The 25,784-nt window shown below is 59.7% G+C and carries 23 protein-coding genes; 8 read left to right on the top strand and 15 right to left on the bottom strand.

What is annotated here, in order from left to right; translation table 11 throughout:
- The first annotated feature begins 2 nt into the window (after positions 1-2).
- Entirely contained in the window at positions 3-1,070 is a 1,068-nt protein-coding gene (locus tag ALP8811_RS09190; RefSeq protein ID WP_108856813.1) for a branched-chain amino acid ABC transporter permease, read from the top strand.
- A gap of 11 nt (positions 1,071-1,081) precedes the next feature.
- On the top strand, positions 1,082-2,251 hold the full coding sequence (locus ALP8811_RS09185) for an ABC transporter substrate-binding protein (RefSeq protein ID WP_108856812.1): 1,170 nt from the start codon (positions 1,082-1,084) through the stop codon (positions 2,249-2,251).
- Between the two features lie 291 nt (positions 2,252-2,542).
- Here ALP8811_RS09185 and ALP8811_RS09180 read toward each other — a convergent pair whose 3' ends face one another.
- From ALP8811_RS09180 to ALP8811_RS09145, 8 genes are all read right to left on the bottom strand, one after another.
- The gene (locus tag ALP8811_RS09180; protein WP_108856811.1) at positions 2,543-5,899 is read right to left on the bottom strand and encodes an error-prone DNA polymerase; all 3,357 of its coding nucleotides are present in this window, start codon (positions 5,897-5,899) and stop codon (positions 2,543-2,545) included.
- Positions 5,896-7,389 (bottom strand): Y-family DNA polymerase, encoded by a 1,494-nt coding sequence (locus ALP8811_RS09175; protein WP_108856810.1) that lies wholly within the window; start codon positions 7,387-7,389, stop codon positions 5,896-5,898. The genes ALP8811_RS09180 and ALP8811_RS09175 overlap by 4 nt, the downstream gene beginning before the upstream one ends.
- Positions 7,331-7,897: an ImuA family protein gene (locus ALP8811_RS09170; protein ID WP_108856809.1), complete on the bottom strand. Its 567-nt coding sequence runs from the start codon at positions 7,895-7,897 to the stop codon at positions 7,331-7,333. Before ALP8811_RS09170 ends, ALP8811_RS09175 begins: the two co-directional genes overlap by 59 nt.
- 110 nt (positions 7,898-8,007) lie before the next feature.
- A complete protein-coding gene (locus ALP8811_RS09165) occupies positions 8,008-8,862 on the bottom strand; it encodes a ferredoxin--NADP reductase (protein ID WP_108856808.1) in 855 nt (284 codons plus the stop codon).
- A 69-nt stretch (positions 8,863-8,931) separates the two neighbouring features.
- Positions 8,932-9,342, bottom strand: coding sequence for a DUF934 domain-containing protein (locus ALP8811_RS09160; protein ID WP_108856807.1), 411 nt, complete (start codon positions 9,340-9,342; stop codon positions 8,932-8,934).
- On the bottom strand, positions 9,339-10,079 hold the full coding sequence (locus ALP8811_RS09155; RefSeq protein ID WP_108856806.1) for a phosphoadenylyl-sulfate reductase: 741 nt from the start codon (positions 10,077-10,079) through the stop codon (positions 9,339-9,341). The genes ALP8811_RS09160 and ALP8811_RS09155 overlap by 4 nt, the downstream gene beginning before the upstream one ends.
- Positions 10,069-11,739, bottom strand: a complete 1,671-nt coding sequence (locus ALP8811_RS09150; RefSeq protein WP_108856805.1) for a nitrite/sulfite reductase — start codon at positions 11,737-11,739, stop codon at positions 10,069-10,071. Before ALP8811_RS09150 ends, ALP8811_RS09155 begins: the two co-directional genes overlap by 11 nt.
- Positions 11,732-12,058: a DUF2849 domain-containing protein gene (locus ALP8811_RS09145; protein ID WP_108856804.1), complete on the bottom strand. Its 327-nt coding sequence runs from the start codon at positions 12,056-12,058 to the stop codon at positions 11,732-11,734. The genes ALP8811_RS09150 and ALP8811_RS09145 overlap by 8 nt, the downstream gene beginning before the upstream one ends.
- A 140-nt stretch (positions 12,059-12,198) precedes the next feature.
- On the opposite strand from ALP8811_RS09145, the gene ALP8811_RS09140 reads away from it, so the two are divergent.
- Positions 12,199-12,660, top strand: a complete 462-nt coding sequence (locus tag ALP8811_RS09140; protein ID WP_108857495.1) for an Lrp/AsnC family transcriptional regulator — start codon at positions 12,199-12,201, stop codon at positions 12,658-12,660.
- Here the strand turns inward: ALP8811_RS09140 and ALP8811_RS09135 are convergent, their stop codons facing one another.
- Positions 12,661-13,836, bottom strand: a complete 1,176-nt coding sequence (locus ALP8811_RS09135; protein WP_108856803.1) for a cytochrome P450 — start codon at positions 13,834-13,836, stop codon at positions 12,661-12,663. It abuts the gene before it with no gap.
- A gap of 58 nt (positions 13,837-13,894) precedes the next feature.
- On the opposite strand from ALP8811_RS09135, the gene ALP8811_RS09130 reads away from it, so the two are divergent.
- From ALP8811_RS09130 to ALP8811_RS09110, 5 genes are all read left to right on the top strand, one after another.
- Entirely contained in the window at positions 13,895-15,637 is a 1,743-nt protein-coding gene (locus ALP8811_RS09130; RefSeq protein WP_108856802.1) for a sensor histidine kinase, read from the top strand.
- Complete coding sequence (locus tag ALP8811_RS09125) at positions 15,634-16,875, top strand: sigma-54-dependent transcriptional regulator (protein WP_108856801.1); 1,242 nt, start codon at positions 15,634-15,636, stop codon at positions 16,873-16,875. The genes ALP8811_RS09130 and ALP8811_RS09125 overlap by 4 nt, the downstream gene beginning before the upstream one ends.
- Before the next feature lie 232 nt (positions 16,876-17,107).
- Positions 17,108-18,109, top strand: a complete 1,002-nt coding sequence (locus ALP8811_RS09120; RefSeq protein ID WP_108856800.1) for a DctP family TRAP transporter solute-binding subunit — start codon at positions 17,108-17,110, stop codon at positions 18,107-18,109.
- A 110-nt stretch (positions 18,110-18,219) separates the two neighbouring features.
- A complete protein-coding gene (locus ALP8811_RS09115) occupies positions 18,220-18,879 on the top strand; it encodes a TRAP transporter small permease (protein WP_108856799.1) in 660 nt (219 codons plus the stop codon).
- A 3-nt stretch (positions 18,880-18,882) separates the two neighbouring features.
- Positions 18,883-20,274, top strand: coding sequence for a TRAP transporter large permease (locus ALP8811_RS09110; protein WP_108856798.1), 1,392 nt, complete (start codon positions 18,883-18,885; stop codon positions 20,272-20,274).
- 117 nt (positions 20,275-20,391) lie between these two features.
- Here ALP8811_RS09110 and ALP8811_RS09105 read toward each other — a convergent pair whose 3' ends face one another.
- From ALP8811_RS09105 to ALP8811_RS09080, 6 genes are all read right to left on the bottom strand, one after another.
- The gene (locus ALP8811_RS09105) at positions 20,392-20,595 is read right to left on the bottom strand and encodes a YgaP family membrane protein (protein WP_108856797.1); all 204 of its coding nucleotides are present in this window, start codon (positions 20,593-20,595) and stop codon (positions 20,392-20,394) included.
- A gap of 78 nt (positions 20,596-20,673) precedes the next feature.
- A complete protein-coding gene (locus ALP8811_RS09100) occupies positions 20,674-21,333 on the bottom strand; it encodes a Crp/Fnr family transcriptional regulator (RefSeq protein WP_108856796.1) in 660 nt (219 codons plus the stop codon).
- Positions 21,334-21,358: 25 nt separating this feature from the next.
- Positions 21,359-22,231 carry a 3-hydroxyisobutyrate dehydrogenase gene (gene mmsB, locus ALP8811_RS09095; protein ID WP_108856795.1) on the bottom strand — a complete coding sequence of 291 codons (873 nt, stop codon included), beginning with the start codon at positions 22,229-22,231 and terminating at the stop codon, positions 21,359-21,361.
- Positions 22,232-22,241: 10 nt separating this feature from the next.
- On the bottom strand, positions 22,242-23,270 hold the full coding sequence (locus ALP8811_RS09090) for an enoyl-CoA hydratase/isomerase family protein (protein ID WP_108856794.1): 1,029 nt from the start codon (positions 23,268-23,270) through the stop codon (positions 22,242-22,244).
- Positions 23,270-24,421, bottom strand: coding sequence for an acyl-CoA dehydrogenase family protein (locus tag ALP8811_RS09085; RefSeq protein WP_108856793.1), 1,152 nt, complete (start codon positions 24,419-24,421; stop codon positions 23,270-23,272). Before ALP8811_RS09085 ends, ALP8811_RS09090 begins: the two co-directional genes overlap by 1 nt.
- A 141-nt stretch (positions 24,422-24,562) precedes the next feature.
- Complete coding sequence (locus ALP8811_RS09080) at positions 24,563-25,696, bottom strand: carboxylate-amine ligase (protein WP_108856792.1); 1,134 nt, start codon at positions 25,694-25,696, stop codon at positions 24,563-24,565.
- Positions 25,697-25,784 lie beyond the last annotated feature (88 nt).

The following is a 25,784-nucleotide window of genomic DNA, read 5'->3' as shown; positions in this document are numbered from 1 at the left end:
TCATGATGGATGCACATCGACAGAACCGACTTCGCGCATTGACCACTCCTGTAGTCCTCATTGCGATCCTGCTGATCTTTGTCCTGATCGTGACGGCCACGGGCGACAAATCCTTGGCGCGAATGGCAGCACAAACCCTGATCCGGGTTATCTTCGTGGTCGGACTGTGGATCTTCGTTGGCAATTCCGGTGTCGTCAGCTTTGGGCATGCCGGGTTCATGGCGATCGGGGCCTATTGCTCCGCCTGGTTGACGCTGCGCCCTCAAATGAAGGGCATGTTCCTGCCCGATCTGCCGCCTTGGCTGGCCTCGGCTGAATGGCCACACCTGCCTGCGACGGTGGTCTCTGGTGTGCTGGCGGCGCTGATCGCCCTATTCGTGGGTGCCGCGATCTTGCGCCTGTCGGGCATTGCCGCCTCTATCGCGACCTTCGCATTTCTCGCCATCGTCAACACCGTCTATTCGAACTGGGAAGGTGTGACTGGCGCGACATCCTCGGTCGTAGGGCTTGATCGTTATGCAGACGAATGGGTCACACTGGCCTGGGCCAGCGTTGCGGTATTTGTCGCCACACTCCACGCCAATTCGGCCTCGGGTCTGGCGCTTCGTGCAACCCGTGAAGATGAGGTCGCCGCAGCAGCATCCGGCGTGAACATGTATCGCCACCGGCTTTTGTCACTGGTGATCTCGGGCTTTTTCACCGGCGTATCGGGGGTTCTGCTGGGCCATTCCTTGGGCGTCCTTAATCCCAACAGCTTCTACCTTGGCATCACCTTTATCACCCTCGCGATGCTGGTCGTCGGCGGCATTGGCAGCCTATCGGGCGCCGTGATTGGCGTCTTGGTCCTGTCGGTGCTGATCGAAGGCCTCGTTCGCTTCGAGCGCGGGGTCGATATCGGCGGCGCCAGCTTTGCCTTGCCCAGCGGAGCCCAGGAAATCCTGATCGGCATCATCATGATCCTGGTGCTGATCATACGTCCGTCCGGCTTGACCGGCGGTCGCGAGCTTCGCCTGCCGGTACTTGGGTGGCGGGTACGACATTCCAAACAAGAACCACAATCTACCAACTGAGGAGAAAACTGATGAAACGATTAGCGACTGCGATTGCTATGAGCCTCGCAACGGCTGGTGCAGGCCTGGCAGATGATATTACCGTCGGCTTTGCCATTGCCAAGTCAGGCTGGCTTGAAGCCTATGATACGCCTGCCACCACGGCGGCCCGTATTCGAATTGACGAAATCAACGCCGCGGGTGGCTTGCTTGGTCGACAGATCAACTGGATTGAAGCCGACACAAAATCCGATCAGGCCCAGTCCGCCAGCGCAGGTCTGCAACTGATTGACGAAGGTGCCGATATGTTGATCGTCAACTGCGACTATGATTTTGGCGCACCGGCAGCCTTGGCAGCAGAAGGGGCTGGATTGAATTCGTTCTTCCTGTGCGCGGAAGACATCAAGGCGGGTATTCAAGGCGTCGGCCCGAACAGCTTCTCAGCCTCTGTGCTAGCAGCAGTCCAAGGCGCAACCATGGCCGAGTGGTCCTTGGGCGAGCGTGGTGCGAAAACGGGATATGTGCTGCTGGATACCACAATCGAATACAACAAAGGGATTTGCACTGGCTTCGACTGGATGTTCCCCAATGCCGGGGGAGACATCGTTGGGCGTGACACTTTCAAGAACGGTGATGCCTCGATTGCCAGCCAGATCACCCGGATCAAAGCGCTCGAAACTGAACCGGACGTGATCATGCTGTGCAGCTACATTCCCGGTGCGGCCTCGGCTGTACGGCAGATCCGCGCTGCCGGGATCAATTCTCTGATCCTGAACGGCTCGGCGGTCGATGGATCCTATTGGCTGAACGCCACGCCGAACCTGTCAGGTTTCGTGGTGCCCGTGCAGGGCTCGATCTACGGAGATGATCCACGCGCGGACGTCGAAGCCTTCAACATCGCCTATGAGAAAGCGACCGGCAGCCGCCCTGCCAGTCAATACGCCTATCCCGGCTATATCCTGATCGACCTGTGGGCCAAAGCGGTCGAGCGTGCTGGTAGCCTTGATGGCGCAGCTGTCACCGCAGAGCTTGAAAAGATGCGCGACGAACCGACGGCATTCGGCCCGCGCAGCTTCTCGGGTGAAATCCACCATCAGAACTCGGCCGAGATGCAGATCATCGAGATTACCGATGGAACCCCCGGGGTGGCTGGGAACTGGAGGATCAGCACCCCCGTCCCGTTGGACGTCCTGCTGAACTAACTTGATCGATCGAGTCAGATGAAAAAGCTCAGACGTCCCTTGTGTGATACGAGGGACGTCTTTCCAATGAACTGGAAGCCAACAGCGGCCTTAAAAACAGCGGTTGATTTGGGTTAGTTGGCACTAAATAGAGTTGCCAATGGGCTTCCTGCGGACATGTTGGTTTATAGGGCAAAGCGGAACGCTCTTGGGCCTGTCACGTATTGGGGCACCATTTTTCACATGCGCACAATGTTGTGCCACCTTTTCGAAATCGGCTGGTTCTAATCATGTGTGTCCGCCCTTGTCCCGTTAATGAAAATCCCGGCTGGGGAACAGGCGTTTGGCCTGGTCGCGTGGGTGCATGGCGCGCGCGGGGTGGCGGGACTGTTTCGGGGTGTCGTCGGTGCGGGCACCTTCGGTGGTCAGGGCTTCGGGCATGGGGTGGCCGAGTTCATAAAGCTTGTAAGACAGGTCGGTGATTTCCTGCGCGATCAGGTGCACGACGATGCCTTCACGCTGCAGATAGCCCTTCACCTGAAGAAGCCTTGCGCCCATGACGATGCGACGGTGTTGTTCATAGACCTTGGGCCAGACCACCACGTTGCTGACGCCGGTTTCGTCTTCAAGTGTCAGGAAGATGACGCCGGATGCGGTGCCGGGGCGCTGGCGGGTGATAACAAGGCCGCAGACCGCATGGCGGCCCAGCGGCACCTCTTGCAGGGTGTCATGGCGGGTCAGGCCGGGGATCTTGGGGCGCAAAAGCTCCATCGGGTGGGCGCGCAGGGTCAGGCGGGTGGCGACGTAATCTTCGACCACCTCTTCGCCCAGATGCATCGCGGGCAGGGCGACGGAGGGTTCGTTGATGCTTTCACCGTCAATCGGGTCGTTGAACAGGGGCAGGGGCTTGGGGCTTTGGATCGCTTTGACCTGCCACAGCGCGTCGCGTCGCGTTAACCCCATATCGGCAAAGGCGTCGGCCTCGGCCAGACGTTCCAGAGCAGACGGGATCAAGCCCGCCCGCAGCCACAGCGCTTGTGGGTCCGGATAGCCATTGCCGCGCGCGGCCACGATCCAGCCCGCGTCCTCTTCGCGAAATCCCTTGATCTGGCGAAAGCCCAGCCGCAACGCCAGCGAGCCGTCCGGGCGGCGTTCCAGCCGGTTGTCCCAGTCCGAGTGGTTCACGCAGATGGGCCGCGTTTCGACCCCATGTTCGCGCGCATCCCGGACGATCTGGGCAGGGGCGTAAAACCCCATCGGTTGCGAGTTCAACAGTGCGCAGGCAAAGACCGCCGGGTGGTGGCATTTCATCCAGGCCGAGACATAGGCCAGCATCGCAAAAGCGGCGGCGTGGCTTTCGGGAAAGCCGTAATCAGCAAAGCCTTCGATCTGGCCGAAGCAACGTTCTGCGACGTCTGTGCTATATCCATTCCTCAGCATCCCGGTGATGAACTTGTCGCGGTACTGGCCAATGGTGCCCATCCGCCGGAACGAGGCCAGCGAGCGGCGCAGGTGGTCGGCCTCTTCCGCGGTGAAGCCTGCACCGACCACAGCGATCTGCATGGCTTGCTCTTGAAACAGCGGTACGCCAAGGGTGCGGCGTGTCACCTCTTCCAGTTCGGGGCCGAAGGGCTCGGGTTGCTCAAGTCCTTGGCGTCGCTTGATAAAAGGTTGGACCATGCCGCCCTGAATGGGGCCGGGGCGGACGATGGCGACCTCGATCACCAGATCATAGAAGGTTTGCGGTTTCATCCGGGGCAGGAAATTCATCTGGGCGCGGCTTTCGACCTGAAACACCCCGACCGCATCGGCAGCGCAGAGCATGTCATAGGTGGTCGGGTCTTCCTGTGGGACGGTGGCGATGCCCAGATCTTGCCCTTCAAATTCACTGAGTAGGGCAAAGCTTTTGCGCAGGCAGCTGAGCATCCCCAGCCCCAAAATATCCACCTTCAGGATGCCCAAAGCGTCGATGTCATCCTTATCCCAACAGATGACGGTGCGGTCCTCCATCGCGGCGTTTTCAATCGGGGCCAGCTCGTCCAGCCGCCCGCGGGTGATGATAAACCCGCCCACATGCTGAGACAGGTGGCGGGGAAAGCCGATGACCTCGCGGATCAGATGAATGGTTTGCATCAGGCGGCGGTCTTCGGGATCAAGGCCAACCTCGCGGATACGGTCGGGATCGACGCCTCCATTGCTCATCCCCCAGATCTGGCCTGACAGGCTGGAGGTCACGTCCTGTGACAGGCCCATGACTTTGCCGACCTCGCGGATGGCGGCGCGGCTTCGGAAATGGATGACCGTGGCACACAGCCCAGCCCGATGGCGGCCGTATTTCTGATAGATCCACTGGATCACCTCTTCGCGGCGTTCATGTTCGAAATCCACGTCGATATCCGGCGGCTCACCCCGGTATTTTGAGATGAAACGCTCAAACACCATCGAGATCATGTCGGGGCTGACATCGGTGATGCCCAGAAGATAACAGAGGATCGAGTTGGCGGCGGACCCGCGCCCCTGACACAGGATGCCCTGCGATTTGGCAAACTGCACAATGTCATGGACGGTCAGGAAGTAGGCTGGGAAATCAAGATCTTTTACCACCGCCAGCTCTTTAGTCATTAACTGTGTTGCGCGCTCGGGCACACCGTCGGGATAGCGCCGTTCCAGCCCCTCATACGCCAGCCGTTTCAGCCGGGCGAACGGGGTCTCGCTCTCGTCCTCTTCATGCGGGTATTCATAGGATAGTTCGCCCAGATCAAAGCTGCATCGGTCGGCGATTTCCAACGTGCGGCGGATCGCGCCGGGGTGGTTGCGAAACAGGCGGATCATGTCGCGGGCGGGCTTGATGCGACGCTCGGCGTTGGGAAGCGCGCGGGTGCCGATCTGGTCGATGGTGATATGGTCCCGCATACAGGTCAGCACATCGGCCAGTTGCCGGCGGCTGGCGTGATGCATCAGCACATCCCCCACGGCAACCATCGGCGCCGAGGCCCGGTGCGCCAGCTCGGTACAGGCTGTCAGATAGGCCTGATCGCTTCCGTCATAACGGGGTGCTGCCCCCAGAAAGACGTGATCGGGAAAGCGGCGGCGCATCTGCTGGATCTCGGACACGGCCTGCCGCATCCCTTTCTGGGGCAGGGCGATCAGGATCATGCCCTTGCAGGCTGCAAGCATGTCTTTGGTGTAAAGGATGCACTGGCCTTTCTCGGCCCGGCGTTTGCCCAAAGTCAGAAGGCGGGTCAGACGTTGATAGGCAGGGCGGTCGCGAGGCAGGGCGACCCAGTCCACCGAACTGTCCTGCAAGATCAAGCGGCATCCGGCAATCAGCTTTGGAAGCTGGAGGGCATCTGGTTTGGCAATCGGCGTCTCAGGACCGGTTTTCTGTCGCGAAGAAGAATCCACCCGCTGCTGTGACTGGATCTTCACCGCCTCGTCGGCCTCTTGCCTGAGTTGCTTCAAGGCAGACCACGCGCGCACGACCCCGGCCAGTGAATTGTGATCTGTGATAGCAATGGCGGACAATCCAAGCTCGGCGGCACGTACGATCAGCTCTTCCGGATGCGAGGCGCCGGTCAGGAAGGTGAAGTTCGTGGTGATGCACAGCTCGGCATAGGAATTGCCCTGCGTGTGCAAGCTGCGCAGATGTGACGTGTTGGGCGGGGTCATGCGAACTCCCCCTGTACGAACCAGCCGGGGTTTTGCGGCGTATGGAACAGCCAAAGCCGCCTTCCTTGCGTGGTCTCGACGCGCCAGTAATCGCGCAGGCCAGATCGCCAGTTTTCATCGGGAAGCCACCATTCCGGCGCGATGCGTTCCGGCCCCGTGGCGCGCCCGGTGGTCAGGAACATGCGCCGCCAGCGAAAGCGTTTGGGCGGCTGGGGCCCGTGGGCGGAAATGGGTTCGGGCGGGAAGAGGGACAGGGGGCGGGGTTGCGAGCAGGCCCATGTACCGCCGCGCGTGGCTTCGGAATAGGCGACGGGGGCGATCAGGAAGCTGCGTTCGGGGATGTGGCTGTCGGCGGGTAGGAAACGCTGGATGTTCTCAAGCCCGATCCGCGCGCCGATCCGGGTGACCAGATCCTCAAGCTGCCCAGAGGTGCCGTTTTGCGTGGTCGAGGCATGGGTGATCTGCTGGGCGCGCAGAGGTTCAACATGGGTGGCCTGAAGCCTGAGCTGATCAATGCCAAAGCCTGCGTCGACCTCGGCCAGGCCACGTTCGAAAAGCGGCAGGATGCGTTGGGGGTCATGCAGGGCGCGGGCCAGCCGTAGCTCTACGTCCTGACTGTCCTGATCCACCCGGCGCACGGTAACCGTCAGCACCCGCGCACCCATCTCGTGTGTTTGCAGTTTGGTGCAAAGCTGATCCAACAGGCGCGAGACCCCCGCCATCACATCCCCGATCAGGCCGATGGGCTCGGGCAGGGTCATGCGCACGCCGAAATGGGGGGGATCAGCCAGCGGGGTGATGTCCTCGGGCTGATGGCCAAGGGCTTGGTCCAGCCGCATCAGCACATCCGTCCCAAAGCGCCGCGCAAGGGGCGCGCGGGCAGTGCTGGCCAGATCGCCGATCTTGCGCAGGCCCAGCCGTTCCAACGCGGTGGTGGTCTTGTCCCCCAGCCGCAGCGCCGCCACGGGAAGCGTTTGAAGCACGGGTAAGGGATCGCCCACAGGGGCCACGCCTTCGCCAAAATGGGCCAAGGCCCAAGACGCCCCCCGCGTGTCCGCCAGCCCAATCTGCACCGACAGCCCCGCGCGCATCAGACGCATCCGCATGTCAGAAAGCATCCGGTCTTCGCCGCCAAACAGGTGGGTGGCTCCGGTGACGTCTAAGACCAGCCCATCCCGCCCCTCAAGCCCGACCCATGGGCAATAGCGCGTGGCCCAGCGGCGCAGAAGATGCAAAAACCGCCCGTCCTGCGGCAGGTCCACCGGGGTCGTTTGCAGATCAGGGCAAAAGGCACGGGCGTCGGAATAGGGCATGCCCACGTGCAGCCCCTGTTTCAGCGCTTGGCGGTTCAGGCAATACAGCCGATCCGTGTTGCTGATTTTCTGGGTTAGGGCAAAGGGGCCATCCAGCGGGCAGCGGCGCAGAACCCGGTCACTTGCTAACCGGGGGAACCACAACGATACGACGCGACGCCCGATCCCATCGAACATACCAAACACCCAATGTTCCTGATTTGTTCTTTTTAAGCTCCCACCGATGCAGAGTCGAGTCTTCACCCCCCACATTCGGATCAAAAACGGGTGCGCAGTACCAGCGTGTCTCGGCGGCATTGCTGCCCATGTCTTCGGAAATCAGCGCCAAGCCGGTGGACTTCCCATCGCGGGCGGCCAGTTGCAGACGCCGACCCTCGGTCAGACCAATGGGTTTGTGCAGAGCCATCACGACAAGCGGCACGGCCCCGTCGCGCAGGGCTTCTTCTGCGACGGCCAGCGATTGCATCTGGTCCTTGGTGTTGCACAGGGCAAAGTCCGCCGGGTCGATGAAAGGGGCAAAGCCGTTGGGGTTGATCTGGGCCGTATCCCATCCGCCGCGCACCCAAAGGCACGGGCCACCCAACCGCGCAGCCAACGCAAAGGCGAAGACCGATGCGCCGGGGCCATAGACCTCGTGTGTGCGGGTCTTGGCAGGTGGGAAATGAGGCGGGTCGAGAATCTGCATAGAGGCAGAATAGCATCGCGTCGCTAAAAGGAACATACGAAGAACAAAGCCGCCCGCGGCACGGGGTGCAGCGGGCGGGTAAGGTGTAGGTAGGTCTGGTGACCTGTGGATCAGTCCAGGAACGCTTTCTCGACCACGTATTGCGCGGGTTTCGAGTTCGCACCTTCCTCAAGCCCGTATTCCTCGAACATTTCTTTCAGTTCCAGGTTAAAGGCCAGATTGCCGCAGATCATCGCGCGGTCATGTTCGGGACACAGGGGTTCGACGCCCAGATCCTTGAACGCCTCGCCCGAGCGCATCAGGTCGGTGATGCGGCCCATCTTGGGGCTCTCTTCGCGGGTGGTGGTCGGGTAATACTTGATCTTCTTCCAGAAGCCTTCGCCGATCACTTCGTTCAGCAGCTCGTCTTCTTTCAGGCTTTCGATCAGGTTCGCACCATAGGTCAACTCGCCCGCTTCACGGCAGGTGTGGGTGATGATGACCTCGTCATAGTCCTCGTAGGTCTGCGGTTCGCGCAGAAGCGAGGCGAAGGGCGCAAAGCCGGTGCCAGTAGCGAAGAACCAGATGCGTTTGCCGGGGATCAGCGCGTCGTGCACCAAGGTGCCAACGGGTTTCGGACGCAAGATGATCTCGTCGCCCACTTCCAAGTGCTGCAGTTTCGAGGTCAGCGGCCCATCCGGTACCTTGATCGAATAGAACTCCAGCTCTTCATCCCAGCTGGGCGAGGCAATCGAATAGGCACGCAGAAGCGGTTTTTGCTTGCCGGTTTCCGGGTGCGGATCTCCCATCAGGCCGATCATCACAAATTCGCCCGAGCGGAAGCGCAGACTGGCAGGGCGCGTGCAGCGGAACCTAAACAGGCGGTCGGTGTAATGTTCTACTTCGGTCACCGTCTGCGCGTCGGGCAGGGTCGGGACCGGTTTTACTTTGGTTTCAGCATCCATAACGGGCGTCACTTCATTCATCAGCGTAAAGCGAGGCACGGTGCCTCGCCCTTTCTTGTCTGTGTGTATAGGGAGGTTGCGAAGGCTGGTCTAGCCGGTCATCCGCGACCTATAGTCATAGGCTTTCCAGTCCGCCCGGTACTGCCATTCACCTTGCGGCTGGCGCTGGGCCAGCTCGTCCGAGATCTCGACTTCGTCAAAGCCCGAGCGACGCGCCATCGCGTACTGGTCCGAGATCACGTGGCCATGCGCACGCAGTCGACCCTCAAAGCCCAGAAGGCGCAGCTGACGGCCCAGCGTGAAGCCGCGGCCATCTGCGAAAGACGGGAAGTCGATGCGAATGGCAGGTACGCCCACCATCAGATCGGCCAGCGCCGCCGGGTCGGTGTCCGATGCCAAATGCAGGCCACGTGTATCATTGGCGGCACGCTCGTCCAGCGTTGCGAACCCATCGGCCCAATCGTCACGGGCAAAGCCACTATCGGTTACAATCACGCTCATGCTCCTGCTCCTACACGTACCATTTTGCCATCCACGAAATGGATGCCGCATTCTGTCTTCTCGGCCCCGCGCCAACGTCCGGCGCGCGGGTCCTCACCGGGTTTCACTGCCGATGTACACGGCGCACAGCCGATCGACGGGAAGCCGCGGCTGACCAGCGGATGCTTGGGTAGGCGGTTGTTGATCAGGTAATCCTGCACATCTGATGCCGCCCAATGGGCCAGCGGGTTCACCTTAAGAAGACCGTCTTCAGCCTCGAAAAACTCCAGATCAACGCGTTTGCCGCCCTGAAAGCGTTTGCGCCCGGTGATCCAGCCATCAAACCCATCAAGTGCACGGTCCAGCGGTTCAACCTTACGGACAGCGCAGCAGGCATCGGTGTCGGCCAGATGCAGAATGTTGTCCGGGTCGCGGGCAAACAGCTCTTCCGGGTCCGGATGCAGGACACGCACATCTGTCAGGCCCAGCTTCTCGGCTACCTCGACCTGATAATCGAGCGTTTCCTGAAACAGCATCTGCGTGTCCAGAAAGATCACCGGAACTGTGCGGTCGACCTTGGCCACAAGATGCAACAGCGCGACGCTTTCCGCGCCAAAGCTGGACACCAACGCAAGCGAGCCAATGGTGCTGTCCGACAGTGCCCGTTCAACGACCGAGGTCGCGGAATGGTGCTTGTAGCGTTCGTTCAGATCAGCCGCGCGTTCGTCTGCGGGGGGGAGGGGGATTTCAAGCGGCATTGCTTTTGTCCTCTTCCGGATAGAGCGCCGCCTTGAACGGCGCTTCGCCCAAACGGCGGAAGGCGTCGATGAAGGTCTCGCTCTCGTCCTGGCGCAGTTCCAGATAGGCGTGCACAAGACGTTCGATGGCCGGCACGATCTGATCATAGGCAAAGCCCGGACCCGCGCGCTTACCGATCACGGTGTCCGGGCCGGCGTCACCACCCAAGGTGATCTGATAGTTTTCGACGCCCGCACGATCCAGACCCAGAATGCCGATATGGCCCAGATGGTGGTGCCCACAGGCGTTGATGCAGCCCGAGATCTTGATCTGCAGATGGCCGATGTCATGCTCGATTTTCAGTTCGTCGAAACGTTCGGCAATCTCTTGCGCGACTGGGATCGAACGCGCCGTTGCCAGTGCGCAGTAATCCATGCCGGGGCAAGCGATGATGTCCGAAATCAGACCGGCATTCGCCGTCGCCATGCCATGCGCCCGCAAGGTGGCGAAGATCGCCGGCAGGTCCGAACGGTGGACATGCGGGAAGATCACGTTCTGCTCGTGGCTGATGCGAATGTCGCTGTGGCCAAACTGTTCCGCCAAATCGGCCAACACGCGCATCTGATCAGAGTTGGCATCCCCCGGCGTCGCACCATGCGCTTTCATCGAGATCGTGACGATCCCGTAGCCGTCCGCGCGGTGGTCATCCACGTTGGTGTCGCTCCACGACCGGAAGATCGGGTCGGCGTCACGTGCAGCGTGATAGCCAGCAAGGTCGGCCGTCTTGTAGTCGGGTGCGGTGAAGTCAGCGGCGATATTCGCGAAATGCTCTTGATCCACACCCGAGAACAGCGGGCGCAGTTGCGCAAAACGGGCCTCGACCAGATCATGGATCGTGTCGATCCCGTTCTCCATCGTGGTGATCTTGATACGCGCTTTATACTTGTTATCGCGGCGCCCCAGCGTGTTGTAGACGCTGACGACGGCCTCGACATAGGGCAGCAGATCTTCGCGCGGCAGGAAATCTTTCAGGACCTGACCGACAACAGGCGTACGGCCAAGGCCACCCCCGACGAGGATTTGATAGCCAACGTCTCCGGCCTCGTTCTTCACGATGCGGATGCCGATGTCATGGGCTTTGGTCACGGCGCGATCCGCCTTCGACCCGGTTACCGCCAGCTTAAACTTGCGCGGCAGGAACTGGAATTCCGGGTGGTCGGTGGACCACTGACGCAGAAGCTCAGCCGTGGGGCGCGGGTCTTCGACCTCGTCCGCAGCGGCACCGGCGAAGTGATCAGCCGTCACGTTGCGGATCGTGTTGCCCGAGGTCTGGATCGCGTGCATGCCCACATCGGCCAGCGCGTCCAACATATCAGGGATGTCTGACAGGCGCGGCCAGTTGTACTGAATATTCTGGCGCGTGGTCCAGTGGCCATAGCCCTTGTCCCAGCGTTCGCCGATCATCGCCAGCTGGCGCATCTGGTTGGGGTTGAGCGAGCCATAGGGGATCGCGACCCGCAGCATATAAGCGTGCAGTTGCAGATAGACGCCATTCATCAGGCGCAGAGGCTTGAATTCGTCTTCGGTCAGCGCACCCGAGATGCGGCGGCCGACTTGTTCGCGAAACTGGGCGACGCGGTTGCGGACGAAGCTTTCGTCGAAATGGTTATAGTCATACATTGACCACGGCCTCCGATGCCGATTGCTCTGTCTGTTTGCCGTGGAAGCGGTTCGACGGGCCGGTGGCACGGAACGTTTCGCGGAAATGGGTGGGGATCGGGCCGATCGGGCCTGCGGCGGCATCTGCCAGATAGGGCCCAACGGCCACGCCGGGTTCGGTTGTGGCGCGTGCCAGTTGGGTGCCGGCCTCGGCCTCGTCCTCGATCAACCAGGCCATACACATATCGCGCACCCATGACCCATTGCGGGCCATATAGATTACGTCGCCTTCGATCAGATCGTTAGCGGTTACGACTTTGGGTGTGAATGGGCGGGGCATGGTATGTCCTTTCCGGTTGCGTTCTGGCTCTATATAGGACATTTTCCCACTATTCCGCGAGGTGTCGCGGGAAATAAGGAATGTTGTTTCGGTTTGTGCGCCAATTGGAACGCTCGGACCAGAAGAAGGGAAAAAGCGGAATGTCTGTTCGGCTGGATGAGATCGACCGGAAAATCCTGCGTGAGCTTCAGCGCGATGCGGGGCAGTCCTTGGATGTGATTGCCAAGAAAGTGGGGTCGTCAAAGACCCCGGTCTGGAACCGGATTCGCAAAATGCGCGAAAACGGGGTGATCGGGCAGAACACCATGGTGATGGATGCCGAAAGCCTTGGTTTTGAGGCCTGTTTCTTCGTTCTGATCCGCACCTCCGAGCACGAGGCCGATTGGCAGGACAAATTCCTGGCGGCCCTTCGCGCACGTCCCGAGGTGATGGAGGCCCACCGCCTTGCAGGCGAGATCGACTATATCCTGAAGGTCCGCGTGGAAAACGCGCGCGCCTATGACGTGTTCTATCAAGCGTTGATTTCTGAAGTACGCATTTTCAACGTCACTGCGCTTTTGTCGATGGAAGAAATCAAGTTCTCGACCGAATTGCCGATCTGATCACACGCGAACGATCAATCGTTCTAACCCGTGGAAATGATAGACATTTCCGTATTTTGGTGGCTCGGAAATGCTCAGGTTCGGGCAGCGATCAAACAGAATTGGTAGGGCGTATTTCAGTTCCAGCCGGGCCAGCGGCGCGCCGATGCAGAAGTGCGCACCAGCTCCGAAGGCGGTGTTTGGCTTGATCCGTCGGGCTGAATCGAACGCGTTTGGATCGTCCCACATGTCCGGGTCGCGGTTGGCCGCACCCAGAAGCAATCCGATCTCGTCCCCGCGCTTGAACTCGTGCCCGTAAAGCGTTGTATCTTCATAAACATGGCGCGTGAACATATGCAGCGGCGGGTCGAAGCGCAGGGTTTCCTCGATCGTCGCATCAATGGCGTCGGGTGACAGGGCTTCTGTTGGAACCTCTTGTTCCAGCAGGGTTTTCACCGCGATGGCCATGGCGTGCACGGTGGCTTCGTGCCCTGCATTCAAAAGCAGGATACAGGTCGAAATCAGCTCGTCCGCGGATAGCTTTTCACCTTCTTCTTCGGCTTGAATCAATTCGGTGATCAGGTCGTCGCGCGGGTCTCCGCGCCGCTCGTCCACATAGTCGCGCATGAAGGCGACGAAGGCCTCGGTTGCGGCAATCGCGTCGTCCTCGATCGCGCGAGTGCGGCGGGCTTGATACATCGAAACCATGGCGTTGGACCAGCGCAACAGGTCATCGGCGCGATCCTCGGGTACGCCCAGAAGGCGGCAGATGATGATCACTGGAATACGGGTGGCGAAGGCGGGCAGAAGGTCAAACTCGCTGTCCGGAAAGGCGTCTATCAGTTCATGCGTCAGGGCCTCGATTTCGGGTCCAAGCGCGGCGATCCGGCGCGAGGTGAAGGCGCGTAGAACCAGCTTGCGCAGGCGCGTGTGGCGGGGGGCTTCCAGTTCCAGCATCGAGTGCGCCTCGACGGCATAGAACGGGGCCAGATGGTCGGGGAATTGCCGTGGTTTGACGGGCTCGCGCCCGAACCGGCGATCCCTGAGCAACGCGTTGACGGCGCGAAAGCTGACCGCCATGGGCAGGGCGTAATCTTCCCAGAAGAACAAGTCGCCTTCCGCGCGGGCGCGGTCATAAAAGGCATAGGGGTTCTGGATAAACTCGGGATCCGTCGGGGACTGGTGCAATCGCTTCATACGCGCATGTTCCTTAAAGCGACTGGTCAATGCAAGAGCTGCTTCTTATGCTGCCGTCATGTTGCGGTTTTTGCATACGAAATGGATATTTCCCTTTCTTCTCGGGACACTGGTTATCAGTGCCGGGGTCTGGGCGGTGGCGTGGCGCGCGGCGTTAACACCGCTGTCCGAACAAGCCTCGTCCGAGTTGGAGCTGGCCTCGGACCAATTGACGCGCCACCTATTTCGCTACCGTGAACTGGCCGTCATACTGGCGCGCCATCCTGTTTTACAGGCGCAGTTGAGCGGTGAGGTCGAGAACACGCAGGCGGCGGATGATTTGCTTCGGGCGATGGCAGACATGACCGGCGCGCATCAGCTTTTACTGGTAAATCACACAGGGCGCGTTCTGGCAGCGTCCCATCAGACCCGGCAGCAGTTGGACCCGGCAAGCCCGATGATCCATCGCGCGCTCACAGGCGCTTTGGGATCTGAAGCCGAGTTTCAGTCCGCGGGCAACGGAAACCTGCGCCGTGTGTTTTCCTTTGCGGCGCCCGTGTTGGGCGAGGGAGAACAGCAGCAGGGTGCGGTCATCGCACGCACGAACCTTTTGGATTTTGAAGAGAACTGGCCCTCGACCGCATCAGCGCTGTTCTTCACCCTGAATGGCGAACGGGTCTTTGTATCGAACCGGCTGGATTTGGTCAGCGTCGCCCGTCCGGCCGAGCGGTTCTTGAACAGCAGCGCCAGCCACTGGACAGGGCACGAGGTTTGGTCCGTTGAGGCCGGGCCCTATCTTCCCGATCGCGCGCTGCATCTAACCCGAGATCTGTCCACCGTTGGGCTGAGCGGCGAGATCCTGTTGGACACCGCTCCGGCGGAACGAAGTGCGGCCCTGTTGGCGGCCATTGCCGGTGCGATTTGTTTGGGGATTGGCGGGCTTCTTCTGGCGGTGGGCGAACGCCGTCGCGCCTTGAACGAAAGGTTGCGTATCGAAGCTGCGGCCAATGCCCGGCTTGAAGCACGTGTGGCGGAACGCACTCAGGCGCTTTCAGAAGCAAACGTTGACCTGCTGCGCGAAAACCGGGAACGGCGCGAAGCTGAGGCGGCGTTGAAGAAAGCGCAGGATGACTTGGTGCAGGCGGGCAAGCTGTCGGCGCTTGGTCAAATGTCGGCAGGCATCAGTCACGAGCTAAATCAGCCGCTGATGGCTATCCGCAGCTTTTCCGAGAATGCCACGCTGTTTCTGGAACGCGGGCAGGGGGAGCAGGCCGGGCAGAACCTGACGCGAATTTCCGAGCTGGCCCATCGCATGGGGCGGATCATCAAGAACCTGCGCGCCTTTGCGCGCAACGAAAACGAACCGATGGGCAAGGTCGATCTGGGGCATGTGGTGTCGACAGCCGTAGAGTTGACGGAGCCTCGGTTGAAGGCAGATCGGATCACGCTGGACTGGACGCCGCCGTCCGAACCGGTTTTTGCCAAGGCGGGCGAGGTGCGATTGTCTCAGGTCTTTGTAAACCTGATCAACAACGCTGCAGACGCGATGATGGAACAGGATGATCGCCATATTCGGATCGTGATCAACGATGGAAAAACACTGTCGGTGACCGTACGCGATACCGGGCCGGGCATTGAAGACGCAGACCGGATCTTTGAGCCGTTCTTCTCGACCAAGCAAGTGGGCGAGGAGGGCATGGGGCTGGGACTGTCAATCTCGTATGGGCTTGTGCAAAGCTTCGGGGGCGACATACGCGGCCGAAATTGCGAAAACGGGGCGATGTTTACTGTCGAACTGCCATACTGGAGGGATACGGAATGACCCGGACCGTTTTGTTGGTCGATGACGACATGATGGTGCGCGAGGCATTGGGCCAAACGCTTGAGCTGGACGGCCTGACCGTGATTGCTGCGGGCAGCTATGTCGAGGCGAAGGATCATCTTCTCGCGGGATTTCCGGGGGTGGTGTTGTCGGATATTCGTATGCCCGGCAAGGACGGCTTTGCGCTGCTGCAGCAGGCGCAAGCTGTCGACCCGGATTTGCCCGTCATACTGTTGACCGGAGAGGGGGACATCCCGACGGCTGTGCGCGGGATGACCGAAGGCGCGTTTGATTTTCTAGAGAAGCCCTGCGATCCCAATACATTGCTGTCGGTGGTGGGGCGGGCGCTTCAAACCAGAGCCCTTGTGCTTGAAAACCGTGCCCTTCGGGCCAAAGCACAAACCGGAGACGCAGCAGCGCGACTTTTAATCGGGGAAAGTGGGCTGGCGGAAGAGCTGCGCGCGCAGGTTCGGGCTGCCGCTGCCACCAATGCCGAGGTCTTGATTTGCGGTGAGCCGGGCTCGGGAACGTCTAAGATTGCCGAAGTTCTGCACCTTCTGTCCGGCGATGCGACGCGGCCCTTTGTTAAACTGGCTGCGGCGGGACTTGGCGCGGAAGATCTTCTGGCTGGCGTGGACCGAGCCGAGGGCGGCACCTTGTTTTTGGACGAGGTCGGCGCGCTGGAGGCTGGCGTGCAATACAGGCTGCTGGATTTGTTGGATCAGCCGGGTAACTGGCGCATGGTCGCAGGCAGCTATCGGGACCTCGAAGTCGAGCATCAAGCCGACCGTTTCAATGCGGATCTCTTTTATAAACTGGACCTGTTGCGAATCCGCATTCCGGCGCTGCGCGAACGGAAAGAGGATATCCCACTCTTGTTCCGGCACTATGTTTCGATCTCATCCGAACAAGCGGCACTGACCCCACCCGAGATCGGCCAAGATGCGATCGCACAGCTTATGGCGCAGGACTGGCCGGGCAATGCGCGTGCCTTGATGAATGCTGCCATGCGCTTTTCTATGGGGCTTGGTCTGGGACAGATGGACAGCCCTCAAGATGACGCAGGGCTGGGGTTGGCCGAGCAACTGGCGCAGGTCGAGCGGTCGCTTCTGATGGATGCCCTGAAGCGCCATGGCGGTGGTGCAAGCGCGGCGGCAAAGGAACTGAAGCTGCCCCGAAAAACATTCTACGACAAGTTGGCGCGACACGGGATTCGGCCCGAGGCGTTTCGCGGCTGACTGTGCGGATTTCCGCACAAACCCCGTGGTCTGCTGTGTGATTTTTCGCCCATGCCGCGGTTGCAATGCGGCTATGTTGTCAGCAAGAAAAATGCCAATATTTTGTAAATAAACGATAAAACTCACAATTCCTGTGATCTTCCCTGTTCCCCTTGGCGACGTTACAAAGCCGTGACCCAATAAGGCAGTCGCCCGATTTGGGGCGCTTTCTATCTGTCTGGGAGGACACCAAATGAAATTCCTGACCATTGCGGCCTCGGCCATTGCCATCGCTGCGTCTGTCACCACCGCTCAAGCTGCCTGTGACGATGGCGAGATTGTCATCAAGTTCAGCCACGTTACCAACACTGACAAGCACCCCAAAGGGATTGCCGCGTCGCTGCTGGAACAGCGTGTGAATGACGAAATGAACGGCAAAGCCTGTATGGAGGTTTACCCGAACTCGACCCTGTATAACGACAATCAGGTTCTGGAAGCGATGCTGCAAGGCGACGTTCAGTTGGCTGCGCCGTCGCTGTCGAAGTTCGAAGCCTTCACCAAACAGTTCCGCATCTTCGATCTGCCCTTCATGTTCAAGAACATGGACGCTGTGGATGCATTCCAACAGTCGGAAACCGGTCAGGCGATGAAAGAGTCGATGACCCGCCGTGGCCTTTTGGGTCTGGGTTTCTGGCACAACGGCCTGAAGCAGTTCTCGGCCAACAAACCGCTTGAGCTGCCGACCGATGCTGCTGGCCTGAAGTTCCGCGTTCAGACGTCGGACGTGCTGGTTGCCCAGATGGAAGCGCTGGGTGCATCGCCGCAGCCGATGGCCTTCTCGGAAGTCTACGGTGCGCTGCAGCAGAAAGTTGTGGACGGTCAGGAAAACACCTGGTCGAACATCTACGGCAAGAAGTTCTTCGAAGTTCAGGACGGTGTGACCGAAACCAACCACGGTCTGCTGGACTATATGGTCGTGACCAATGTTGACTGGTGGGACGGTCTGCCCGCAGACGTGCGTGACCAGTTGGCCACCATCGTGGATGAGGTCACAGCCTTCCGTAACAGCGAAGCTTTCGCCGTGAACGAAGCCTCGAAACAAGCCGTTATTGACGCCGGCGGCGTCGTGCGCCAGCTGACCGACGAGCAGCGCGCAGCGTGGCTGGAAGCAATGAAGCCGGTATGGGCTCAGTTTGAAGCTGATGTAGGCGCCGAGAACATCGCAGAAGCTCAGAAAATCAACGGAATGCACTAAGCTTTTCGGTTGGGGCAGGCTTTGGTCTGCCCCGACACCACTTATCCCCGGCCCGGCCAGACGTGATCCGTTCTGCGCTGCGCGGCCCAACCTCATGGAGAGGAACCACCATGAGTTCCACAACACATAACACCAAAGGCTTCGAGGAAACGGTCATCTCGCTGCTTCTTGGCCTGATGGTGATGATCACTTTCGTAAACGTCGTCCTGCGCTATGTCTTTAACAGCGCGATCATCTGGGGGCTTGAAGTCACTCTGATCCTGTTCGCTTGGCTAGTGCTGTTCGGTGTGAGCTACGGCGTAAAGGTCACGGCCCACCTTGGAGTGGACGCATTGACCAACATGCTGCCGTCGCGCACCCGTAGGATTGTCGCGCTGATCGCTGCCGCAGTCTGCATCGTGTATGCATTCCTGCTGATGAAAGGCGCTTGGGATTATTGGGCACCCTATGCCGCCCTTGACCGGACGTCGGGCCGTTGGTTCCCCACCGGCTTCGAAAAGACCCGCGATCAGGCGTGGTACATCACCGATCAGGTGCCGATGCCTGAAATCCTGCGCTTTCTGGAGGGGTTGATCAATCAGGGCGAGACCTATGACAAGCTGCCCCGCGTCGTCCCCTATACCATTCTGCCCGTCGGGGTCGGGTTGCTTCTGTTCAGGTTCCTGCAAGCCACAATGCGCATCTGGCGCGGCCAGCAGGACGCCCTGATCGTAAGCCACGAGGTCGAGGACGAGATCGACCAGCTCAAAGACCATCAGTGGGAGGAGTAACCCATGGACGTCGTATTCCTATTTGCCATGGTCATTGGCCTTCTGATGATCGGCGTGCCGATCGCGGTTGCGCTAGGCATGAGCTCGATCACCTTTCTTCTGCTCTTCTCGGAAACGTCGCTGGCCTCGGTCGCGCAGAGTTTCTATCAGGCGCAGGCCGGGCACTACACACTGCTTGCGATCCCGTTCTTCATTCTGGCGTCGTCGTTCATGTCGACGGGCGGCGTGGCGGCACGGATCATCCGCTTCTCGATCGCCTGTGTGGGGCACTTCCGGGGCGGTCTGGCGATTGCAGGCGTCTTTGCCTGTATGCTGTTTGCCGCACTTTCGGGCTCATCCCCTGCAACCGTTGTTGCCATCGGGACAATCGTCATCGCGGCGATGCGTCAGGTGGGCTACACCAAGGATTTCGCCGCAGGTGTTATCTGTAACGCAGGTACGTTGGGCATTCTGATCCCGCCGTCGATCGTGATGGTGGTATATGCCTCGGCCGTGGAAGTCTCGGTTGGACGTATGTTCCTGGCAGGTGTTATCCCCGGCCTATTGGCGGGCCTGTTGCTGATGGTCGCAATCTATGTGATCGCCACGATCAAGGACATGCCCAAGGGCGAATTCGCTGGCTGGCGCGAGATCCTGTCCAGCTTCTCGGACGCGCTGTGGGGTTTGCTTCTGATCGTGATCATCATGGTCGGCATCTATGGCATTCCCGGTGTGACTGGCGCGCTGTTCACGCCCACGGAAGCGGCGGCGGTGGCATCCGTCTATGCGTTCATCGTGGCCTGTTTCGTCTATCGAGACATGGGTCCGCTGGCGGACACCGGCGAAGGTAAGAAGACCCTGCTTCAGAAGCCTCAGGCGCTGATCACCGCGTTCTTCCATAAAGACACGCGCGGTACCTTGTTCGAGGCCGGTCGCCTGACCATCACGCTGATGTTCATCATTGCGAACGCGCTGATCCTGAAGCACGTGCTGACCGATGAACAGATCCCGCAGCAGATCGCCAACGCAATGCTGTCGGCGGGGTTCGGCAAGATCATGTTCCTGATTATCGTGAACGTGATCCTTCTGATCGGCGGTCAGTTCATGGAGCCTTCGGGCCTGATCGTGATCGTGGCGCCGTTGGTGTTCCCGATTGCCATCGAGCTGGGCGTGGATCCGATCCACCTTGGCATCATCATGGTGGTGAACATGGAAATCGGGATGATTACGCCGCCAGTGGGCCTGAACCTTTTCGTGACCTCAGGCGTGGCAGGGATGCCAATGATGAGGGTCGTGAAGGCAGCGGCGCCGTTCCTGGCTGTGCTCTTCGTCTTCCTGATCATGGTGACTTATATCCCATTCCTGTCGACATGGTTGCCAACCCTGCTGATGGGGCCAGAGATCATCACGAAATAGACCGGGTGGGCCGTGAACGCGGCCCCCTCGTAACAACACAACGCCGGGCTCCTAGGGGCCCGGCGTTTACTGTTTCACTCGCTACGCAACTGGGTTTAGCACCCAAAAGTTGCGAATTTATTGAGCTTTGTTTTTAAGCTTGCAGGTGTTGATCCCGAAGATCGAATACACCGGGCAGGATCCCAGCGCGCCAGTTGCCAACGGTACAATACCGATCAGCGCCCAGATCGGGCCGCCAGCGAAGAAATACCACCCCAGCAGGGCGAGCCCCGCGACTACGCGCAGGATGCGATCCAGATTGCCTTCGTTATGTTTGAGCATGATGAACTCCTTTCCTTGTCTGACACCTTGTTAGCAAGGCTTTCGGGGAAAGGCATGTGACGTGGTCACATAGGATGGTTAAAAAGCTGTCCCGTTGACGATTCTGTTTAGCGCTTTGCGATCCATAACCCTTACGACACCGCGTTCATGTGCAACAGAACCCGCATGTGCCATCTTGTCCAACCGGCGCGAGATCACCTCGCGTGCGGTGCCGATCGCTGTAGCCATCTCGGCCTGTGTCATGTGTAAACACCCATCTGGCCCACAGCGGTCCAGAATAAGGGCGGCCAGACGGGCCTCGACACTCATGAACGAGACGTTCTCGATCAGCTGCATCATCGACTGCATGCGCTCGGCAAAGGCACCAAAGACCAGTCGCCGAAAGCCGGGCGAACTGTCCAGAAGTGCGAAGAACACGTCGCGCGGGATCAGGACCAGACGGGCAGGGGTTTCGGCGGTGGCTTCAGCAGTATAGGCGTCTCCGCCCAGCAGCCCCAGCGTCGACTGGATGCAGCTTTGGCCCGGTGCCACGCGATAGAGCAGAATATCGCGCCCATTGGGGCCGATCAGGTTCACATCGACCTGCCCAGACAGCATGACGACATAGCCTTTCACGGCCTCTCCGGGGCAAAACAATACAGCCCCATCTGCCACATCCATCGGGGCAAGCGTGTCCAAAAGTGCGCGGGCTGGAGCGTCCAGCCCGGCGATTTGATCTGTGTGTTCGGTCCAGCTCATGTGTTTAGGCTAAACCGAACGCGCCTTAGCTGCGACCGCGTTTTTCAAAGCGCGGCAACATGGCCGAGAAATCCATGCCCAGACCGTCTTCGTTTTCGACGAACTGCGTGTAAAGGTCGGTGGCCGCTTGACCCATCGGCGTGTCCGCATCTGCTGCTTCGGCCGCTTGCTGGCTCAGACGCAGATCTTTCAGCATCAACTCAGCAGCAAAGCCCGGCTGATAGTCATTGTCGGCAGGCGACGCCGGGCCAACACCCGGGGCGGGACAATAGGCATTCATCGTCCAGCTATAGCCCGACGAAGTCGACACAACGTCAAACATCTTTTGACGATCAAGACCCAGCTTGTCGGCCAGCGCGAAGGCTTCGCAGGTGCCGATCATGGTGATGCCAAGGATCATGTTGTTGCAGATCTTGGCGGCCTGACCTGCACCGCTGTCGCCGCAATGCACGGCTTTCTGACCCATGATGTCGAATAGGGGATCGACCTTGGCAAACGCCTCGGCCGAACCGCCAGCCATGAAGGTCAGCGTGCCACCCGATGCACCGCCAACGCCACCCGACACGGGGGCGTCTACGGGCAGAAGGCCGGCCGCTACGGCTTGTTCAGCCACAGCGCGTGCGCTTTCCACGTCTACAGTCGAGCAATCGACGAAAGCCGCGCCTTTGTCCATCGCGGGTACGATTTCATTGGCAACAGCACGCAGGATTTGGCCGTTGGGAAGCATGGTCACAACCACGTCTTTGCCAGCAGCCGCTTCTGCACCCGATGCCGCCAACGCCACGCCTTCGATCTCGACCGGAGCCATGTCAAACCCGGTGACCTCGTGACCGGCCTTGGCCAAGTTTGCAGCCATTGGGCCACCCATGTTGCCCAGTCCGATAAATCCGATTTTCATGAGGTTCTCCCTAGAATGTCAGTTTCTTGTCGCCCAAAGGGGCAAGCATATGTTCGACTGCCTCTTGCGGCAGGTTTTCCATGTCGTATTCCCAGTTTGGGTTACGATCTTTGTCGATCACGGCGGCACGAATGCCTTCTACCAGATCGGAATGTTCCAGCGCACGATAGACGAAGCGGTATTCCAGTTCGAGCGTGGTCCGCACGTCACGAGTGTCCGACATACGGTGCAGCATCTCGACCGTGCAGGCCATCGACAAGGGCGAGTTCCGGCCCAGAAGCTCTAGCGTGTTTTCGGCAAACTGGCTGTCTTCGGCGCGCAGAGAGGCAACGATTTCGCCCAAGCTGCCGCCGCCGAAATGGGCGTCGATCATCGGCTGCATGGCCGACAGGTTGCCGGGGATCGGTGGGATCGCGGCCTCGTCGATGTGGCTTGGGTCACCGGTGCGGATCAAATCCGCCTTCAGCGCGTCCCATTCGGCCTGACGGATCACGTAATCAGCAAAGCCGGCATGGATGGCATCGCCCGGCGCAAGGCGTGCACCGGTCATGCCGATATACTCACCCAACCGTCCCGGCGCATGGGCCAAGATCATCGACCCGCCCACATCCGGCACCAGCCCGATCCCGCATTCCGGCATCGCCATACGTGACGAACGCGCCATGATCCGGTGTGAGCCGTGACAGCCCACGCCAACGCCACCACCCATGGTGAAGCCCTGCATGAAGCTGACCACGGGTTTCGGGAATTCGAACAAGCGCGCGTTCATACGATATTCGTCGCGCCAGAATTCCTGCGCACGGGTGTGATCGCCCGACAGGCCGATCTCGTAAATCTCGCGGATGTCACCACCGGCACAGAAGGCGCGGTCGCCCTCGGCGTCGATCAGGATCAGCGCAACGTCGTCATCATCGGCCCATTTGATCAGGGCTGCGTCGATGGCCAGACACATGTCATAGCTAAGTGCATTCAGGGCCTCTGGGCGGGTCAAAGTGATCCGCCCAGCTTTGCCTTCTTTTCGGATCGAGATATCCGACATTAGCCGCGGTCGCGCTCGGCCAGAAGCTGACGACCGACGATCAGGCGCATGATCTCGTTCGTGCCTTCAAGGATCTGGTGTACGCGCAGGTCACGCACGATCTTCTCGATGCCATAGTCGGACAGATAGCCATAACCGCCATGCAGTTGCAGGCAGCCATTGGCGACCTCAAAGGAAACATCCGTGACCATCAGCTTGGCCATGGCGCAGAATTTCGACGCATCATGCGCGCCATTGTCCAACTTCCATGCGGCTTGGCGCAGGAAGGTACGTGCGGCTTGCAGCTTGGTTTCATACTCGGCCAGACGGAATTGCAGCGCCTGGAACTGGTCAATGGTTTTGCCGAAGGCCTTGCGTTCGCCCATGTATTGCAGGGTCAGATCCAGCGCCTTTTGTGCACCACCCAGCGCACCAGCCGAGATGTTCAGACGTCCGCCGTCCAAACCGGCCATGGCATAGACAAAGCCTTTGCTTTCTTCGCCCAGCAGATTTTCGTGAGGAATGGTGCAATCATCGAACTGCACCTGAGAGGTCGGCTGTGCCTTCCATCCCATTTTGCGCTCATTTGCACCAAAGCTCAGACCCGGCGTGCCGGCTTCGACAACCACGGTCGAGATGCCCTTGGGGCCATCTTCGCCGGTGCGGCACATGGTGACGTAAACGTCGGAATAGTTGCCACCCGAGATGAACGCCTTGTTGCCGTTCAACACATAGCCTTCGTCGGTCTTTTCGGCGCGGGTTTTCAGCGCGGCTGCGTCCGATCCCGAACCGGGTTCGGTCAAGCAGTACGAGAAGACTTTCTCCATCGAGCAGAGTGCCGGGAGCCATTTCTGCTTGTCTTCTTCCTTACCGAACTTGTCGATCATGCCGCCGCACATGTTGTGGATCGACAGGAAAGACCCAATGGCCGGGTCGGCCATGGCCAGCGCTTCGAAGATCAGCGTGGCGTCAAGACGCGACAGGCCCGAACCGCCGTATTCTTCGGATACATAGATGCCGCCGAAACCCAGCTCGGCCAGTTGCGGCCACAGCTCTTTCGGGATGGTTTCTTCGGCCTCCCATTTCTCGGAGTTGGGGGCGATGTTTTCTTCCCCAAAGCTTTTGGCCATATCGAAAATGAGGGTCTGTTCCTCGGAAAGCGCGAAATCCATTTATCTCTCCCGTCCACGTGTTTGCGGCTCACATTATGGCGCAATCCTTACAGGAGTTTTTCAAGCCCCATGACTGTTCCACCGCATTCTTGGAATTAACTGGGTCTAAACCATCGAAAAACCACGTAGAAATACGGTGCTTCACAGTCCGTCATGGAAAGAGTTGACCAGATGGCGGACCACATCGCGTAAAGCTTCTTCTTTCGGTTTTTCGGCCTGAATACTGTCTTGATACACAGCGCGTTGCCGGTCAGCGGGTGTGCCGTTTGACAAGATCAAGCGGGCGCGTTCGACTTCTGCTTCACACCCCAGAAATTGTGCATCCTCGGCGATCAGCTCGATCATCTCGTCCATAAGGGCATCAAAGCCCACGATCTCGCCCAGACCAAAGTCAATCAGCCCACCGGATACGCCGTAGCGCTGCGCGCGCCAGCGATTTTCACCGATCAGGAAGTTGTCATACTGCCGCCAGCGCTGGTTCCGTGCTTTCAGACGCCACAGCATCCGGGTCAGGCATTGGATCAAAGCGGCCAGAGACAAGGTGTCTTCCAGCCGGGGCTGAACATCGCAAATCCGTGCCTCGATCGTAGGGAAGCGGGCAGACGGGCGCAGATCCCACCAGATTTTCGAGCTGTCCTCGATCACGCCGATATCCACAAGCGCCTGAACCGAGCGTTCATATTCCGACCAGCTGCCAAGCTGCGGGGGCAGGCCGGTGCGGGGAAGGTTGTCAAAGACGGTCAGCCGGTAAGACGCCAGCCCCGTATCCTCGCCCTGCCAGAAAGGTGAGCTGGCGGACATGGCCAGAAGGTGCGGCAGAAAATAGGACAGCTGATTCACAAGGTCGATCCGGGTGTCGGGATCGGGGATCCCCACATGCACATGCATCCCGCAGATCAGCATTCGACGCACAACGCCCGCCAGATCGCGGCGTAGATCGTTGTATCGGTCTTTATTGACGTGATGCTGGTCTTTCCAGCTGGCAAACGGATGGCACGAGGCCGCAATCGGGGCCAAGCCATAGTCCTTGGCGTGTTTGGCAACGCTGGCGCGCAGACGTTTCAGGTCATCGCGGGCCTCGGTCACGTTGGCACAGACGCGGGTGCCAATCTCGATCTGACATTGCAGATACTCGGGGCTGACCTGGCCTTCCAACTCTGCGCGGCAGGCCTCCATCATTTCGTCGGGGGCTTCGCGCAGGGCAAGACTGTCGCGGTCGACCAGAAGGTATTCTTCCTCGATCCCAATCGAGAATGTCGGGGCTTGTCGGGCCATGGCTTGTCCTCCTGTCTGCGTCGCGCAGGTCTACTTTGGCAAGAGAATGTCGGATGAACAAGCGGGCAGGACCCCCAAACGCAAAGCG

It is taken from the genome of Aliiroseovarius pelagivivens, from assembly GCF_900302485.1.
GTDB lineage: Bacteria > Pseudomonadota > Alphaproteobacteria > Rhodobacterales > Rhodobacteraceae > Aliiroseovarius > Aliiroseovarius pelagivivens.
The sequence above is the reverse complement of the archived record's forward strand: the minus strand, read 5'-3'. Positions and strand labels throughout refer to the sequence as shown.

Bases quoted from the DNA above. Each gene is read 5' to 3' on its own strand.
- ALP8811_RS09180 (WP_108856811.1), bottom strand. From the start codon at position 5,899: ATGACCCCGCCCAACACGTCACATCTGCGCAGCTTGCACACGCAGGGC.
- ALP8811_RS09165 (WP_108856808.1), bottom strand. From the start codon at position 8,862: ATGAATGAAGTGACGCCCGTTATGGATGCTGAAACCAAAGTAAAACCG.
- ALP8811_RS09080 (WP_108856792.1), bottom strand. From the start codon at position 25,696: ATGGCCCGACAAGCCCCGACATTCTCGATTGGGATCGAGGAAGAATAC.
- ALP8811_RS09125 (WP_108856801.1), top strand. From the start codon at position 15,634: ATGACCCGGACCGTTTTGTTGGTCGATGACGACATGATGGTGCGCGAG.
- ALP8811_RS09155 (WP_108856806.1), bottom strand. From the start codon at position 10,079: ATGCCGCTTGAAATCCCCCTCCCCCCCGCAGACGAACGCGCGGCTGAT.
- mmsB (WP_108856795.1), bottom strand. From the start codon at position 22,231: ATGAAAATCGGATTTATCGGACTGGGCAACATGGGTGGCCCAATGGCT.
- ALP8811_RS09115 (WP_108856799.1), top strand. From the start codon at position 18,220: ATGAGTTCCACAACACATAACACCAAAGGCTTCGAGGAAACGGTCATC.
- ALP8811_RS09085 (WP_108856793.1), bottom strand. From the start codon at position 24,421: ATGGATTTCGCGCTTTCCGAGGAACAGACCCTCATTTTCGATATGGCC.
- ALP8811_RS09160 (WP_108856807.1), bottom strand. From the start codon at position 9,342: ATGAGCGTGATTGTAACCGATAGTGGCTTTGCCCGTGACGATTGGGCC.
- ALP8811_RS09170 (WP_108856809.1), bottom strand. From the start codon at position 7,897: ATGCAGATTCTCGACCCGCCTCATTTCCCACCTGCCAAGACCCGCACA.
- ALP8811_RS09100 (WP_108856796.1), bottom strand. From the start codon at position 21,333: ATGAGCTGGACCGAACACACAGATCAAATCGCCGGGCTGGACGCTCCA.
- ALP8811_RS09140 (WP_108857495.1), top strand. From the start codon at position 12,199: ATGTCTGTTCGGCTGGATGAGATCGACCGGAAAATCCTGCGTGAGCTT.
- ALP8811_RS09105 (WP_108856797.1), bottom strand. From the start codon at position 20,595: ATGCTCAAACATAACGAAGGCAATCTGGATCGCATCCTGCGCGTAGTC.
- ALP8811_RS09175 (WP_108856810.1), bottom strand. From the start codon at position 7,389: ATGTTCGATGGGATCGGGCGTCGCGTCGTATCGTTGTGGTTCCCCCGG.
- ALP8811_RS09150 (WP_108856805.1), bottom strand. From the start codon at position 11,739: ATGTATGACTATAACCATTTCGACGAAAGCTTCGTCCGCAACCGCGTC.
- ALP8811_RS09145 (WP_108856804.1), bottom strand. From the start codon at position 12,058: ATGCCCCGCCCATTCACACCCAAAGTCGTAACCGCTAACGATCTGATC.
- ALP8811_RS09185 (WP_108856812.1), top strand. From the start codon at position 1,082: ATGAAACGATTAGCGACTGCGATTGCTATGAGCCTCGCAACGGCTGGT.
- ALP8811_RS09120 (WP_108856800.1), top strand. From the start codon at position 17,108: ATGAAATTCCTGACCATTGCGGCCTCGGCCATTGCCATCGCTGCGTCT.
- ALP8811_RS09190 (WP_108856813.1), top strand. From the start codon at position 3: ATGATGGATGCACATCGACAGAACCGACTTCGCGCATTGACCACTCCT.
- ALP8811_RS09130 (WP_108856802.1), top strand. From the start codon at position 13,895: ATGTTGCGGTTTTTGCATACGAAATGGATATTTCCCTTTCTTCTCGGG.
- ALP8811_RS09135 (WP_108856803.1), bottom strand. From the start codon at position 13,836: ATGAAGCGATTGCACCAGTCCCCGACGGATCCCGAGTTTATCCAGAAC.
- ALP8811_RS09110 (WP_108856798.1), top strand. From the start codon at position 18,883: ATGGACGTCGTATTCCTATTTGCCATGGTCATTGGCCTTCTGATGATC.
- ALP8811_RS09090 (WP_108856794.1), bottom strand. From the start codon at position 23,270: ATGTCGGATATCTCGATCCGAAAAGAAGGCAAAGCTGGGCGGATCACT.